Raw genomic sequence first — 14,102 nt, 5'->3', positions numbered from 1 at the left:
GATCCGCCCCGGCAAGGTGTCGGTCAGATCAGCGGCCGGCGGCCCTCGGCCAGCCCCTCCCAGCCGGCGAGCTGTTTCAGACCTTCAATATTGACGACGCCGCAACCGCCGTCGCGCCAGACGATCAGCTGACGGTCCATCAGCTTGCGGATCGTCTTGTTGGTGTGAACCAACGACAGGCCAAGCGTATCGGCGATGTGCTGCTGCGTGATCGGTATCTGGATGGACTGCGTGCCGTTCAGGCCCACGACCTTGGCGCGGCTGGCGATGAAGGCGACAAGATAGGCGGCGCGTTCGATTGCGCTGCGGCGGCCGACACTGAGCAGGTTCTCGTCCAGCATCCGCTCTTCACGCGAAGCGATCCAGGTGATGTCGTAGGCGAGGCCCGGATGGTTGCGGTAGATCTCGAGCAGATTGTCGCGTTCGAACACGCAAAGCAGCATTGGCGACAGCGCCTCGACGGAATGCTGCATTTCCCCCATGACGCTGCCTTGCAGACCGATGAGATCGCCGGGCATGAGGTAATTGAGGATCTGCCGGCGGCCGTCCTGCAGCAGCTTGTAGCGGAACGCCCAGCCGGACAGCACCGTGTAGAGATGCGCGCTGTGGCTTCCTTCCACGAGGACCGTGGCACCCTTGTCGACCGCGAGTTCTCCCTTCTTGAACTTGCTGATGAAGGCAAGCTCCGGCTTCTCGAACTCCCGGAACACCGGCAGGGCCCGCAACGGGCGTTGCTCGCAGGGGTATTGACGGCTTGAGGAAGAGCGCCCGGTCTGGCTCGGCATTTCGACCCCTTGCGAATGCCTGCCGTGAGCAGGTCTGTTTTTGCGCGTTGCCGAGATCGGCCTGTCGGCGGATGTCTTTTTTAAATGACAACACACCAAATTACGATCATGACTCCCGGCGTTTCAAGGAGCAATTGCCTGTGCCCCAATTACTTGATGGATTGCGCATTCTTGTCCTGGAGGATGAATTCCTCATCGCCATGGATGTCGAGCAACTCTGCCGTGACCACGGTGCAGGCGAGGTGGTGGTTGCCCGCGATTTGGCCGAAGTCGATGGCCGGAAGGTCGCGAAGGATTTCGACGCGGCCATTGTCGACCTGATGCTGGGTGGCGCCTCGACGCTCGAATTTGCCGCGGGCCTTCGTGAGACCGGCGTCCCGTTCGTGTTTGCGTCCGGTTATTCGGATGCGGATGAGATCAAGGCGTCCTTCCCGGGGGTGAGGCTGGTCACCAAGCCCTATTCGGGCGAAGACCTCGTCGAGGCCGTGGCGCTGGCCTATGGTCGCGGCTCCCCTGGCTGAGACTGACGCGACAACGTCCGAATCGCCGTTATGCGGCCCCGCATTTCAATGCGCGGCCGTCCCCGTGACCTGAGCCGAGATCGCGTCGGGGCCATACTCGTCCTCACCTGAGATTTTCAGGATTTCCTGCAGGCGCGTGCGGGCCCTGCTGACGCGGCTTTTGATCGTACCGACCGCGCAACCGCAGATTTCGGCGGCCTCCTCGTAGGAGAAGCCCGATGCACCGATCAGGATGATGGCTTCGCGCTGGTCCTCCGGCAATTGCTCGAGTGCACCCCGAAAATCCTTGAGGTCGAGCTGGCCGTGCTGGGCCGGGTGCACTGCAAGCCGGGCCGTCATGATGCCGTCGCTGTCCTGCACCTCGCGGCCGCGCTTGCGCATTTGCGAATAGAATTCATTGCGCAGGATCGTGAAAAGCCATGCCTTGAGGTTGGTGCCGGGCTGGAAGCTTTCATGTTTATCCCAGGCCTTGACCAACGTCTCCTGAACGAGGTCATCGGCCTTGTCGGCATTCTGCGTCAGCGACACGGCAAAGGCCCGCAAGCTCGGGATTGCCCCAAGCAGATCGGTCTTGAAGCCTTGGGAGACCGCTGCCATGTCCTAGTCCTTCTTCTGTGCGGGTTCGGCCTGTTCCAGTTGGCTGAGCAACTGGGCGAAGCGATCCGGCACATTGTCGGAGACCAGCTCGTCGTAATATTGTTTGAGTTTGCGTCCGATTTCGGAATTCGGCCCTAACGGATCGCCGTCGCCGTTCCGGCGCCTGCCCGTGACGCCAGCCAGAATATCTTTGGTCATGTCCTTCATTTCGCCCTTTATTTCCCAGAACTCAAGCCGCTCACAACACAACACAAGGCAAGCGGCACCCTCGTCTGGTTGCCCATCCCGGCACTAAAACGCCATTGCCGGTGATTCGTTCCATATCGGCGGAACTTTTTCAGAAAAGCGGCGTTGTTTCCCACGGGGCTTGCAATCGGCATAGCCTGGAATCCGTTCAACGCGTCATCTGAGGGAGACGTCTATTATGAGCTTGTCCGCCACCATCGCTCCGCATCTGCCGTTCCTGCGGCGCTTTTCGCGTGCCGTCTCGGGATCGCAGGAGAGCGGCGACGCGCTGGTCGCCGCGATGCTTGAGGCGATCATTGCCGATGTCGACATCTTCCCCGAGGCGTCGAGTGACCGGATCGCACTATACAAGGTTTTCGCCAAGCTCTTCACATCGGTTGCCATCCGCGTTCCGCAAGAGCAGACACAGGCGGGCTGGGAACAGCGCGCGGCCGCCAATCTCAATGCGATCGCGCCGCTTCCCCGCCAGGCCTTCCTGCTGGTTGCCGTCGAAGGTTTCAGCGAGGACGAGGCGGCCGAGATCCTCGATGTCGGCGACCAGCAGTTCTCCGAGCTGCTTGCCCAGGCAAGCAACGAGATTTCCCGTCAGGTGGCGACCGACGTGCTGATCATCGAGGATGAGCCGCTCATTGCCATGGATATAGAGGAGATGGTCGAGAGCCTCGGCCATCGGGTGGTGGGCACGGCGCGCACCCATGCCGAAGCGGTGACGATGTTCGGCAAGACCCGACCGAAGATGGTGCTGGCCGACATCCAGCTCGCCGACGGCAGCTCGGGCATCGAGGCGGTGAACGAAATCCTCTCGTCGACATCGGTGCCGGTAATCTTCATCACCGCTTTTCCCGAGCGTCTGCTGACCGGAGAGCGTCCGGAGCCTGCTTTCCTCGTGACCAAGCCGTTCAATCCCGACATGGTGAAGGCGCTGATCAGCCAGGCGCTCTTCTTCGACCGGCAGGCCAAGGCCGCTGCATAAATCGCGGCCTCCGCGAGCCGGACAAGGACATAAAAGGCCACTGGCTGCGACGCATTCGGTGGCCTTCTTGACAAGCCGGATCGGCCGCCAGCGAATTTCCAGCCCGCGCTGCCTGGAACGGTTTGCAAGCATCGGCTTTTTCGGCGAATGGTGGAACAAACCGCATTTACCCACGTTTTCACCGTATCATTGGAAGGAGATGAACCATGCTTTACTGGGCGCTCGTATTTCTCGTCGTGGCGATTATTGCCGGCGCGCTTGGTTTCGGCGGCATCGCCGGCACATCCGCCGGTATCGCGCAGATATTGTTCTTCATCTTCCTCGCATTCCTGGTCATTTCGCTTTTGGCCGGCCTTTTCAGACGGGCGTGAGCCTGGCGACTGAATAGAGGAACACTGGAAGCCGCACCCCTCAAACGGTTTCCAGCCACCGCCGGGCGGCGTCCTTTACTGGACGCCGTCCGGCGGACCGCTTTAGGAAGGGTGGTTATCCCGATTCATTTGGAACCGATGTGGCAGGTGAGCGGTTCAGTCTGAGTTGGGGTGGACAGGTTGACCGATGCGCTCGAGGACTTCAGATAGAGAGGAAGGCGCACGGGGCGATGAAGTGATCGCCTTGCATCCCGCGGAGAGCGGCATGCAGCTTGGCCGGGCTCTTCTCCACGCGCTCCACAATGCCGGCATTTCCGTCCTCTATCAGGATCGCGAGATGAAGACCGTGTGGGCCCGCAACATGCGCGCCCCGTGGGCCTCCGACGATGTCGATGGCAACGGCATTTTGCCGACGGCGCAGACCGACCGCATCGGCGCCGCCAAGCGCGATGTGATCGCGACCGGCAATCCCCAGCGCCTTGAAATCAGTGTCCCGGTCGAGAATGGCGTTCGCTGGTTTCAGATTTGGGTCGACGCGGACCGAGGCGACGATGGCGATGTACAGGGCGTCGTCACCACCATGGTCGAGACGACCGAGCAAAAGCGGCGTGAACAGACGTTGACGACGCTGCTGCGGGAAGTCAGCCATCGCTCGAAGAACCTCCTGGCGATCATCCAGAGCATCGCGACCCAGACCGGTCGCTATTCCGACGGCATCGGCGATTTCCTGACGCGCTTCCGCGGCCGGCTGCAGTCGCTGGCCTCCTCCCAGGATCTGGTGACATCCTCCAATTGGCGAGGGGCAGCCCTTCATGAACTGGTGGCGGGCCAGGTCGGCCGCTATGGCGCGAACCCGTCGCACAGCCTCCGTTTTCGTGGCGCCAATCCTTACCTCAATCCCAACGCCGCACTGCATATCGGGCTGGCGATGCATGAACTTGCCGTCAACTCGTTGAGCTACGGCGCCCTGTCCCGGCCGGATGGCTTCGTCGAGGTCACCGCCCAACTCGACGCTGCTGCCACGGGGGAGGTTGCGCTGTCGCTGACATGGGCCGAAACGATAGAAGTCAATCGCGGTGGTGGCGGTCAACGGCGATTCGGCAGCGTCGCGTTGGAGCGGGTGGTGCCGGCATCCCTGAACGGAACCGCGAACCTGGATATCGGCGAGGGCCACCTCGAATATCGCCTTGTCGTGCCGCACAGCAATTTCGAGACGCAGTGAGAGCCTGGCAAACAACAATCCTTAACCGGCTGTTCACCATAAGCGCGGATGCTGTTTTTCCCAGATACCGTCGGAACCTGCCCCGCCTTCGGAGATTGTTGGCAGGCTCGAAGCACGGTACGGGAGGAATGTCTTGACGATTGCCGACATGAACAGATTGGAACAAGCCGCCCGTATTTCGATGGGCGAATTTCTGGAATCCGAACCCTCCATGGAGGCACTCCCTGAAGCAGGTAGGGGGTTGATGAAGGGGATCGTTCTTGCCGCGGCCGCGATCATGGTGCTGGCCATTTTCTGGCAGTTGACCTGACTAAATCTGCTCTCCTCTCCGTCGCGCCAATTGAAGTCGCCGGGCAGGCCAACGCCGCGGCGTGAGGAGCCGCGGTTTTCTCCGAACTATTCGCGTAACGCTGTTGGAATGACAGGAACTTTTTGACGATGCCGGCCGTTAATGCGGCCAGAGGAACATCTGTCATGGAACACATAGCCGCGTTGCTGCTGGTGATCGGTTGCTCGAACACGATGGCCGAATGTCGGGAATTGCAGGTCCCTGTCAGTGTTTTTGCGACTGCTGACGAATGCACCGCTGAGCGCCCCTTCGCGATGGGCGACGTGCAGGGGCAGGCGCAGCATGTCGTCGCCAAATGCCTCGCGGTCGATCCCGCCCTGGAGGACGACTACGATCAGATTGTCTGGAAGGTGCGGCCAGATGGTAGTCTTGACGCTTCGTTGGCCGTATCCAACGTCGTCATGGCATCGAACACGAACCGCCCAGAAAAAGACGACCTTAGCCAACAATAAATTGCAGCAGCAAAGGCCGTCGTTTCGTGCTAAATGGCGGTTGGAGCTTACCAAAGTGTGGACACAAGTGAGGAGTGACTCTATGCGGAAAATACTTATTGCCATGGTTGCGGTGGTTGCCGTCAGCGGCTGTACCTCGACCGAGCAGGACGTCGTCGGCGGCGGCTTGATCGGCGCGGGCGTGGGTGGGTTGGTCGGCGGCGGCAAGGGTGCCCTGATCGGCGCGGCCGTCGGTGCCGGCTCCGGCCTGCTGGTTCGCAACCTGCGCAACGGCTACTGCCAGTATCGCGACCATCGCGGCCGGATCTACACGGCCCGCTGCAACTGATTCAGCGATAACAAGTCAAAATCCGGAGGCCCAGGGGCCTCCGGATTTTCGTGGCTGGGAGTCGGCCGCTAGGGCCGCTGACGGGTGGGTTTCAGCCGGCCAGTGGAATTTTGATTTCCACCTTGAGGCCATCGGCCTGAAAATCGCGTCTGATCGTGCCGCGCAGCTCGCGCGTGACATTGAGATCGATCAGCTTGGTGCCGAATCCCGTCCGCGATGGCGCCTCTACCCTCTTCTTCCCCGCCTCCCGCCAGTTCAGCGCCAGCGTCCGCTCGCGCCCCCGCCCTTCCAGCGACCAGTTCACCTTGAGAGCGCCAACGAAATTGCCGGCTTCGCCGTATTTCAGCGCGTTGGTGGCGAGTTCATGAAAGGTCAGCCCAAGCGCCTGCGTCGTTGTTTCATCGAGCAGCACCTCCGGGCCTGACAGGAGCCCGTCCGGCAGTTCCTTGCCGAACACCTGGCCAAGCTCGATGCGCAGCAGATCGGCAAGGTCGGCTTTCTGCCAGCGCGAGCGCGTCAACATGTCCTGCGAGGCGGCCATCGCCTGCAGCCTGGCCGAGAAGGAAGCGGAAAACTCATTGACGTCGGTTGCCCGCGAAGCCGTCTGCCGCGCGATCGCCAGCACCCTGGTGATGGAGTTCTTGATGCGATGCTTCATCTCCTGCAGCATCAGGTCCTTTTCGAGCAGGCTTTTTTCCGTCGTCTCGTGCAAGGCCGACACTGCGTCATAGGCTCGCTCCTGATAGCGCGCCACCAGCGCGATGGCGCCTGCCAGGAGCAGGCCGAACAGCCCCAGCATCACGGGGATGGCGCGCGAAGAGGGTTGCGAGAAGGCGCTGGTTGGCCTGAACAATACCGTCCAAGGGCGTCCCGCCACGGTCATCTTGCGGGTGACCAGCAGCCGGTCTCCCAGGGATGAGGCCGGTGGCGTCTCCGAGCGGAACAACAGGTTGTCGCCGTTCACCGCTCCATCATAGATCTCGGTGTTGACCGGCAGCAGCGGCGCACGGCTGAGCGCGATCTGGAACAGGTCCCGGGCCCGAAAGGCCGCATAGAGAAAGCCGGCGGTCGAGGACCGCGATGCGTTGATGACCTCCGGTGCGGTTTCCACATTGAGCCGCACATAGACCAGGAAGCCCGTGAAAGTCTGCGCCACGCCCGTGCCCTGGCCGAGTTGCACCAGCCCGCTCGCATGCTGCTGGTCGTCGGCCATGGCTTTTTCGATCGCCGCACGCCGCACCGGCTCGCTGAACATGTCGTAGCCGATGATGGTCTGGTTGGACGGATCGAGCGGCTCGAAAAGCGCGATCGGCGTGCGCCAGGCCTGCGTCGTATCCGGATAGACCGGATGACTGGCGCCGAAATCGTGGAGGGTGTCGCGTTCCACCGCTGCCTCGTCGCCCGTCCTGACCAGCCGCAGGAAGCCGATGCCTCGCAGGCCGGCGAAATTGTTGTCGACATCCAGCGCCTTGAAGAATGCCTTGAACTCGTTCTGGGAAATATCGCCGTTGCGTGCGTCGAACAGGGCCTGTGTCGAGCGCAGCAGCGACAGGTGCAGGTCGATGCGGCTCTCGATCCGGTTGAGGGCGTCATCGGCCGCCCCTTCGAACTTGATGCGGGCGGCTTCCTGCGTCGCGAAATAAGCGAACCCCGCCATGGTCATGCTGATCAGTGCAACGGCAATGAACGCGACGATTGGAAAAAGCTTCTTCAACGGATGATGCGGTCCATGAGCAAAACAGGACCTTTTATGGGCAAGTCGCCGGGCCAACACAATGGTCAGGCCACACCATCGTGATCACTGGCATATCACGTGACCGGCAACGGGGCGTGCCCGAAGCGGCCTGACCGGCCTCAGGCGGCGATCTTCAGCGCGCCCGGCCCCGGTATGGCACCTGGAGGACATTTGCCCAGGATGATCATCCCAAGCACCTCGTCCTGCGTGACGTCAGTCGTGCGGGCGGTACCGACCACCTGGCCATTCTTCATCACGCAGACACGGTCGGCCAGCTCGAACACGTCGTGGATGTCGTGGCTGATCAGGAAGATGCCGATGCCATCGGATTTGAGCTGCCTGACCAACTCGCCGACCTGGGCGGTTTCCTGGGGCCCAAGTGCCGCCGTCGGCTCGTCCATGATCAGGATGCGGGCATTGAACAGGATCGCGCGGGCGATCGCCACCGATTGCCGCTGACCGCCCGATAGCTTGATCACCGGCTCCTTGAAGCGCTGGAAGCGGGGATTGAGCCGCCCCATCACCTTGCGCGCCTCGGCCTCCATGGCGACGTCGTCGAGCGTGCCCCAGGCGGTCATCAGTTCGCGGCCGAGGAACAGGTTGGCGGCGGCATCGACATTGTCGGCCAGCGCCAGCGTCTGGTAGATCGTCTCGATACCGTATTTCTTGGCGTCGCGCGGGTTGGAAATCGCTGCCTCCTCGCCATTGACGAAGATCTGGCCCGCATCGCGTTTGTAGGCGCCGGACAGGATCTTGATCAGCGTCGACTTGCCGGCGCCGTTGTGGCCGAGCAGTGCCACGACCTCGCCGGGGAAAAGATCGATCGAGGCGTCGTCGACGGCGCGGATGCCGCCGAAGGCGATCGAGATGTTGCGCATGTCGACCAGCGGCGTGCCAGTGGGCGCAGTTGTGAGGGCCCTTACGGGAGCGGTTTTGTCAGCCATGGTCGTATCCCTAAACCCGCTTGCGATAGACGGTGTCGAGCCAGACGGCGATGACCAGCACGGCGCCGACGACGATGCTCTGCAACGGCGAATCGACACCGAGCAGCACCATGCCCGACTGCAGCGACTGCATCAGCAATGCACCGAGCATGGCGCCGATGATGGTTCCCGAGCCGCCGGCAAGCGAGGTGCCGCCGATGACGGCCGCGGCAATGACCAGCAGCTCATCCAATGTTCCCAGCACATTGGTGGACGAGTTCTGCCGGGCCGACGAAATGGCGGCGGCGATCGTGGCCAGCACGCCCATGATCATGAACACCTTCATGGTGATCCAGCGCGTGTTGATGCCGGCGAGATTGGCCGCTTCCGGATTGCCGCCGATAGCAAAGACATAACGGCCGAAACGGGTGCGGTTGGTGATGAAGGTCATGACCAGACCGACGGCGACCGCCATCAGCACCGGTATGGCGATGCCGTGGGCGATGAACAGCCCGCCCTCCGGCACGGTGATGTTGTTGGCGGCCGCGTACCGGTTCACGATCCCGATCGGCCATGGATAGGAGTTGGCTAGCCAGACCGCGCCCATGATGACGGCGCAGGTGACGACGCCGAGCAGCGTCTCGGCCCAGATCGGCCGCAGGGGGAAGCGGAAGCGCTTGCGCTGGACCCGCCCGTTGAACAGCGCGAACACGACGGCCAGGCAGGCGACGATGCCGACGACCCAGCTCCAGGTGGCGCCGATCGATCCGGCCGGTCCGCCGCCCATAAGCTGGAACGTGGCGTCGAGCGGTGCCACCGTCTGGCCTGACGTGACCCACCAGGCGGCGCCGCGCCAGACCAGCAGGCCACCCAGCGTGACGATGAAGGCCGGCACTTCGAGATAGGCGATGACGAAGCCCTGGAAGGCGCCGATCAAAAGCCCGAGCGCCAGACCGATGACCAGTGCCAGGACCCAGATCCATGGGTTGCCGAGTTCAAGTCCTACGAACCGAACCAGGAAATGTACCTGCGCAAAGCCCATGACCATGCCGATCAAGCCCTCGGCGGAACCGACGGACAGGTCGATGTTGCGCATGACGATGACCAGCACCATGCCGCAGGCCATGATGGCGACCGCGGACGTCTGCACCGACAGGTTCCACAGATTGCGTGGCGTGAGGAACGTGCGGCTGTCGAAATCGAGCGGATTGACACCAAGACGCAGGCTCGAAATCACATGCAGCGCGACCCAGATCAGCAGCAGCGCGCCGATCATGCCGAGCATGCGGGTATCGATCTCGGTCGCCTTCAGGAAACGCGCGACCGCGCCGAGTTCCGACGCACGCGCCGTATCGGCCTGCGAGGTTGAGGTCGTGTCGGTCATGATGTCCTCCCAGCGGCTTGCCGTCTGACGCGGAGCCGGACCAGAGCCCAGAAGTTAGCCGCCAGCGGCGGAAACACAAATCTTGTCGGGAAAACGCCGCGGCTTGGAAGCAATTCCAGGAAAAGTGCGTAAGGGTTTTTGTCCGGAATTGCGAAGACAAGGAAATTGGAACGGCCAGTGTTCAGAACACTGACCGTTCCACGCCGCGGCGTTTCCGACTTTTCAGGCGATCAAGCTCAGTTGCAGGCCGCGACGCTGCCCGCGGCAACGCCCGTGCAGACTTCGTCCTTCTTGATCCAGCCGGCGTCGATGACGAGGTTGAGATTGTCCTTGGTGATGGCCACCGGGGTCAGGAACAGCGACTTGACGGTGTTGCCGCCAGGCGTCGTGAAGTCCTTCACGCCGGCGATGTCGGTCATCTTCTTGCCGTCGGCGAGTTGCGAGGCGATCTCGGCGGCGTTCTTGCCGAGTTCGCGCGCGTCCTTCCACACCGACACGGTCTGGGTGCCGAGCGCGATGCGGTTGAGCGCGGCGTGGTCGCCGTCCTGGCCGGAGACCGGCACGGTGCCGGCGAGCCCCTGCGCCGTCAGCGCCGCGACGACGCCGCCGGCGGTGCCGTCATTGGCGGCGACCACGGCGTCGACCTTGTTGTCGTTGGCGGTGAGGAACTGTTCCATGTTCTTCTGGGCGTTGGCGGGCAGCCAGCCGTCCGTATAGGCTTCGCCGACATTCTTGATCTTGCCGCTGTCTATGGCCGCCTTCAGCACTTCCATCGAGCCCGAGAACAGGAAGTCGGCATTCGGATCGGCGCCGGAGCCCTTGATGAAGACGTAATTGCCCTCAGGCTTCACCTTGAACACTTCGCGGGCCTGCATGCGGCCAACTTCCTTGTTGTCGAAGGTCAGGTAGAAGACGTCCTTGTTCTCGATCAGGCGGTCATAGCCGACGACCGGAATGCCCTCGTCGAGCGCCTTCTGTACCGCCGGGCCGATGGCCGACGCGTCCTGCGCCAGGATGATCAGCGAATTGGCACCCTGCGAAATCAGGCTCTCGACATCGGTCAGCTGCTTGCCAGGATTGGACTGCGCATCGGCGGAAATGTACTTGTCGCCCGCGGCCTCGATCGCCTTCTTCATGGCGGCCTCGTCGGTCTTCCAGCGCTCCTCCTGGAAGTTGGACCACGACACGCCGATAACCTTGCCCTTCGCCTGCGCGACCGACGCCAGCGTCAGCGACATGGCGACACCCGCCAGAATGGCGACTGTGAATCTCTTCATGATATCCTCCCTGCGCCGCGTGTGGCGCGACCAAACTGGCCCTAAGGCCGGCACAAAGGCCCTAATTTTTTCGAGCCTCGAAAAAACACTGGTCCATCGCCGGAACACTGTCAACATCGATTCTGACGGATTTTGAGGTGCCGGAAGCCTTTTTTCGAGCCCCGCAATAAATAAATGACAGCCCCAGCCGCTTCTGCCAGTATTCGACCCGTTGCCGGAGGTGTTCGAGGGGGCGTCAAGAACCGCGGCGACGGGGAGGGAAATCATGTCGGTCGGAATCCGCCACGACGATCTGCGCCGGCGCAACCGCGCAATGGTGATTGGAGCCGTGCGCCGGGGTGGCCAGCCCTCGCGCACTGAGATCGCCGCCACCACCGCCCTGAGCCACTCGACCATATCGGCGATATCAGCCGACCTGATCGGCGAAGGTATCCTGAGCGAAGGCAAGCCGAACGAGGCCGGCTCACTGAAACGCGGCCGGCCGCAGGTGGGCCTTTGTCTCAACCCCGAGGCCGCGGCGGTCATGACCGTGGTGCTGTCGCTGAATTTCCTCTCCGTCGCCGTCATCGACTACGCCGGCCAGGTGATATCGGAGGAGCAGCGCCGGCTGGACACGCTGACCATGTCGCGCGAGGCGCTGATCGGCGAATGCGTGGCCATCGTCCGGCGCCGCCTCGAGGATCCCGACCTCGATGTCGCCAGCATTGCCCGCATCGCGCTGGCGATCCAGGGCATCACCGACACCGAGGCGCGCGCCATGCTGTGGTCGCCGATCACGCCGCAGACGGACATTGCCTTCGCCGATATACTCGAAGCCGAATTCGGCATCCCCGCCACCATGGAGAACGACTGCAACATGATGGCTGTGGCGCTGCGCTGGCGCGACCCCGAGCGCTACCGCGACGACTTCATCGCCATCCTGCTCTCGCACGGCATCGGCATGGGCCTGGTGCTGAAGGGCGAGCTGTTCACCGGCACCCATTCCTCGGGCGGCGAGTTCGGCCACATGATCCATCGCCCCGGCGGCGCGCTCTGCCGCTGCGGGCGGCGCGGCTGCGTCGAGGCCTATGCCGGCAACTATGCCATCTGGCGTAATGCAGGACAGATGGGTGAGGACGCCAAACCGGTCGACGTCAGCGACGCCGACATGCGCGCATTGGCGGCCACGGCGCGCGAAAGAGACGGACCGGAGCGCGAGGCCTATCGCAAGGCCGGCGAGGCGCTGGGCTATGGCCTTGGCAGCTTGTTCGCGCTGATCGATCCGGCGCCGGTTGCGATGGTCGGCGTCAGCGCCGCCGCCTTCGATCTGATCGAGCCGGCCTTGCGTGAGGCCATCGCCCAGACCGCCGGCGGCCAGCATTCGACGTCGATTTCCTTCGATACAGAGCCGAACGAATTGCCGCTGATCCGCGAGGGCTGCGCCATGCGCGCGCTCACCTTCGTCGACCAGGAGATCTTCGCGCCGGGCGTGCAGGTGAGATCCGGCAAGAACGTGGCCTGATCTCAATCCTCGCGGATTGCGTAGCCCGCGCCACGGATGGTGCGTATCACATCGGGCATGCGGCCATTGTTGACCGCCTTGCGCAGGCGGCCGACATGCACATCCACGGTGCGCTCGTCGATGTAGATCGTCTCGCCCCAGACATTGTCGAGCAACTGGCTGCGCGAGAACACGCGGCCGGGATGGCGCATCATGAATTCGAGCAGCCTGAACTCGGTCGGTCCGAGCCGGATCTCGCTCTTCTTGCGATAGACCCGGTGCGATTCGCGGTCGAGCACGATGTCGCCGACCTTGAGCACGCTGGACAGCACTTCCGGTTTGGCGCGGCGCAGCAGCGCCTTGACCCGGGCCATGAATTCCGGCGTCGAGAACGGCTTGACCAGATAGTCGTCGGCGCCGGTCGAGAGGCCGCGCACGCGATCGCTCTCCTCGCCGCGCGCCGTCAGCATGATGATCGGCAATCGCTCCGTCTCGGGCCGCATGCGCAGGCGCCGACAGAGTTCGATGCCGGAAACCGCCGGCACCATCCAGTCGAGCACCAGCAGGTCGGGCACGTTTTCCTGGAGGCGTATCTCGGCTTCGTCGCCGCGTGTCACCACCTCGACCTGGTAACCCTCGGACTCCAGGTTGTAGCGGAGGAGCACGCCCAGCGGCTCCTCGTCCTCCACCACCATGATGCGTGGCGCGATCATCGATCGATCATCCCTGCCGTCAAGCCGCCGGCACCGACATCGCCGTCTCGTCCTGCTTCGGACGGTTGGCGGGCAGTTGCGTGCCGGTCAGCACATAATACGCATTCTCGGCGATGTTGGTCACATGGTCGCCGATGCGTTCGAGATTCTTGGCGCAGAACAAAAGATGCGTGCAAGCCGTGATGTTGCGGGGATCCTCCATCATGTAAGTCAGGAGTTCGCGGAAGACCGAAGTGTATTTGACGTCGATGCGTTCGTCGTCATTCCTGAGCTTGGCGAGGGCGGCGGCATCGCCGGCCGCATATTCCTCGACGACGCCCTGCACCTGGATCAGCACCAGCTGCGCCATGGAGTCGATGGAATGCGACAAGTCGCGCGGCGTGGCGGTGAGGCCGACCGAGCCGACGCGCTTGGCGATGTTCTTGGCAAGGTCGCCGATGCGTTCGAGATCGCCCGCCATGCGGATCGAGCCGACGACATGACGCAGATCGTCGGCCATCGGCTGGCGCTTGGCGATTAGGGTGATGGCGCGATCATCGAGTTCGCGCTGGCGCGCGTCCATGATGGCGTCGTCGGAGACGACGCGCTGTGCCAGCGCATTGTCGGAATTCAGCAGCGCCTTGGTGGCGCCGCCGACCATCGTGCCGGCGAGATCGCCCATGTCGCTGATCAGCCTGCTGATCTGCCCGAGATCCTCGTCGAAGGCTGCGACTGTGTGTTCGGCCATGATCCTGGTCCTCGTATGC

Annotated in this window: 17 protein-coding genes; 8 read left to right on the top strand and 9 right to left on the bottom strand. The window is 62.8% G+C overall.

The genetic code is table 11. From position 1 onward, the window contains the following. Window positions 1-23 precede the first annotated feature (23 nt). A complete protein-coding gene (locus FJW04_RS05080) occupies window positions 24-785 on the bottom strand; it encodes a Crp/Fnr family transcriptional regulator (protein WP_140712713.1) in 762 nt (253 codons plus the stop codon). Window positions 786-925: 140 nt separating this feature from the next. Here FJW04_RS05080 and FJW04_RS05075 point away from each other — a divergent pair, with 140 nt between their 5' ends. Continuing rightward, window positions 926-1,306: a response regulator gene (locus FJW04_RS05075; protein WP_167331110.1), complete on the top strand. Its 381-nt coding sequence runs from the start codon at window positions 926-928 to the stop codon at window positions 1,304-1,306. 45 nt (window positions 1,307-1,351) lie between these two features. Here the strand turns inward: FJW04_RS05075 and FJW04_RS05070 are convergent, their stop codons facing one another. Together FJW04_RS05070 and FJW04_RS05065 are read right to left on the bottom strand one after the other, a co-directional pair. Beyond that, window positions 1,352-1,903 (bottom strand): RNA polymerase sigma factor, encoded by a 552-nt coding sequence (locus FJW04_RS05070; protein WP_010911883.1) that lies wholly within the window; start codon window positions 1,901-1,903, stop codon window positions 1,352-1,354. Between the two features lie 3 nt (window positions 1,904-1,906). Next, entirely contained in the window at window positions 1,907-2,110 is a 204-nt protein-coding gene (locus FJW04_RS05065) for a NepR family anti-sigma factor (RefSeq protein ID WP_140616734.1), read from the bottom strand. Window positions 2,111-2,327: 217 nt separating this feature from the next. Between FJW04_RS05065 and FJW04_RS05060 the strand changes: the two genes are divergently transcribed. From FJW04_RS05060 to FJW04_RS05040, 6 genes are all read left to right on the top strand, one after another. Continuing rightward, on the top strand, window positions 2,328-3,122 hold the full coding sequence (locus FJW04_RS05060; protein WP_015315397.1) for a response regulator: 795 nt from the start codon (window positions 2,328-2,330) through the stop codon (window positions 3,120-3,122). A gap of 206 nt (window positions 3,123-3,328) precedes the next feature. Continuing rightward, window positions 3,329-3,493 carry a DUF1328 domain-containing protein gene (locus FJW04_RS05055; RefSeq protein WP_010911886.1) on the top strand — a complete coding sequence of 55 codons (165 nt, stop codon included), beginning with the start codon at window positions 3,329-3,331 and terminating at the stop codon, window positions 3,491-3,493. Between the two features lie 187 nt (window positions 3,494-3,680). Next, window positions 3,681-4,715 (top strand): sensor histidine kinase, encoded by a 1,035-nt coding sequence (locus tag FJW04_RS05050; RefSeq protein ID WP_140712711.1) that lies wholly within the window; start codon window positions 3,681-3,683, stop codon window positions 4,713-4,715. A 133-nt stretch (window positions 4,716-4,848) separates the two neighbouring features. Continuing rightward, window positions 4,849-5,025: a hypothetical protein gene (locus FJW04_RS29880; protein WP_015315395.1), complete on the top strand. Its 177-nt coding sequence runs from the start codon at window positions 4,849-4,851 to the stop codon at window positions 5,023-5,025. 164 nt (window positions 5,026-5,189) lie between these two features. After that, the gene (locus FJW04_RS05045; RefSeq protein WP_015315394.1) at window positions 5,190-5,516 is read left to right on the top strand and encodes a hypothetical protein; all 327 of its coding nucleotides are present in this window, start codon (window positions 5,190-5,192) and stop codon (window positions 5,514-5,516) included. An 82-nt stretch (window positions 5,517-5,598) separates the two neighbouring features. Then, window positions 5,599-5,844: a YMGG-like glycine zipper-containing protein gene (locus tag FJW04_RS05040; protein WP_015315393.1), complete on the top strand. Its 246-nt coding sequence runs from the start codon at window positions 5,599-5,601 to the stop codon at window positions 5,842-5,844. A 91-nt stretch (window positions 5,845-5,935) separates the two neighbouring features. Here the strand turns inward: FJW04_RS05040 and FJW04_RS05035 are convergent, their stop codons facing one another. The 4 genes from FJW04_RS05035 to xylF all read right to left on the bottom strand — a co-directional run bounded on the left by FJW04_RS05035 (window position 5,936) and on the right by xylF (window position 11,163). Then, window positions 5,936-7,558 (bottom strand): CHASE domain-containing protein, encoded by a 1,623-nt coding sequence (locus FJW04_RS05035; RefSeq protein ID WP_140662975.1) that lies wholly within the window; start codon window positions 7,556-7,558, stop codon window positions 5,936-5,938. 140 nt (window positions 7,559-7,698) lie between these two features. After that, window positions 7,699-8,523, bottom strand: coding sequence for an ATP-binding cassette domain-containing protein (locus FJW04_RS05030; RefSeq protein WP_015315391.1), 825 nt, complete (start codon window positions 8,521-8,523; stop codon window positions 7,699-7,701). A 10-nt stretch (window positions 8,524-8,533) separates the two neighbouring features. Beyond that, window positions 8,534-9,886, bottom strand: coding sequence for a sugar ABC transporter permease (locus FJW04_RS05025; protein WP_015315390.1), 1,353 nt, complete (start codon window positions 9,884-9,886; stop codon window positions 8,534-8,536). Window positions 9,887-10,122: 236 nt separating this feature from the next. Further along, a complete protein-coding gene (xylF, locus tag FJW04_RS05020; RefSeq protein ID WP_015315389.1) occupies window positions 10,123-11,163 on the bottom strand; it encodes a D-xylose ABC transporter substrate-binding protein in 1,041 nt (346 codons plus the stop codon). A gap of 265 nt (window positions 11,164-11,428) precedes the next feature. Between xylF and FJW04_RS05015 the strand changes: the two genes are divergently transcribed. Next, window positions 11,429-12,664: an ROK family protein gene (locus FJW04_RS05015; RefSeq protein WP_140662981.1), complete on the top strand. Its 1,236-nt coding sequence runs from the start codon at window positions 11,429-11,431 to the stop codon at window positions 12,662-12,664. Window positions 12,665-12,666: 2 nt separating this feature from the next. Here the strand turns inward: FJW04_RS05015 and phoB are convergent, their stop codons facing one another. Together phoB and phoU are read right to left on the bottom strand one after the other, a co-directional pair. Further along, the gene (gene phoB / locus FJW04_RS05010) at window positions 12,667-13,356 is read right to left on the bottom strand and encodes a phosphate regulon transcriptional regulator PhoB (RefSeq protein WP_010911896.1); all 690 of its coding nucleotides are present in this window, start codon (window positions 13,354-13,356) and stop codon (window positions 12,667-12,669) included. Between the two features lie 19 nt (window positions 13,357-13,375). After that, window positions 13,376-14,083, bottom strand: a complete 708-nt coding sequence (gene phoU / locus FJW04_RS05005) for a phosphate signaling complex protein PhoU (protein ID WP_015315387.1) — start codon at window positions 14,081-14,083, stop codon at window positions 13,376-13,378. Window positions 14,084-14,102: the final 19 nt, after the last annotated feature.

Origin of the sequence: Mesorhizobium sp. B2-7-3 (assembly GCF_006440715.1) — a bacterium.
Lineage (GTDB): Bacteria > Pseudomonadota > Alphaproteobacteria > Rhizobiales > Rhizobiaceae > Mesorhizobium > Mesorhizobium australicum.
This window is presented reverse-complemented; position numbering and strand designations above follow the sequence as displayed.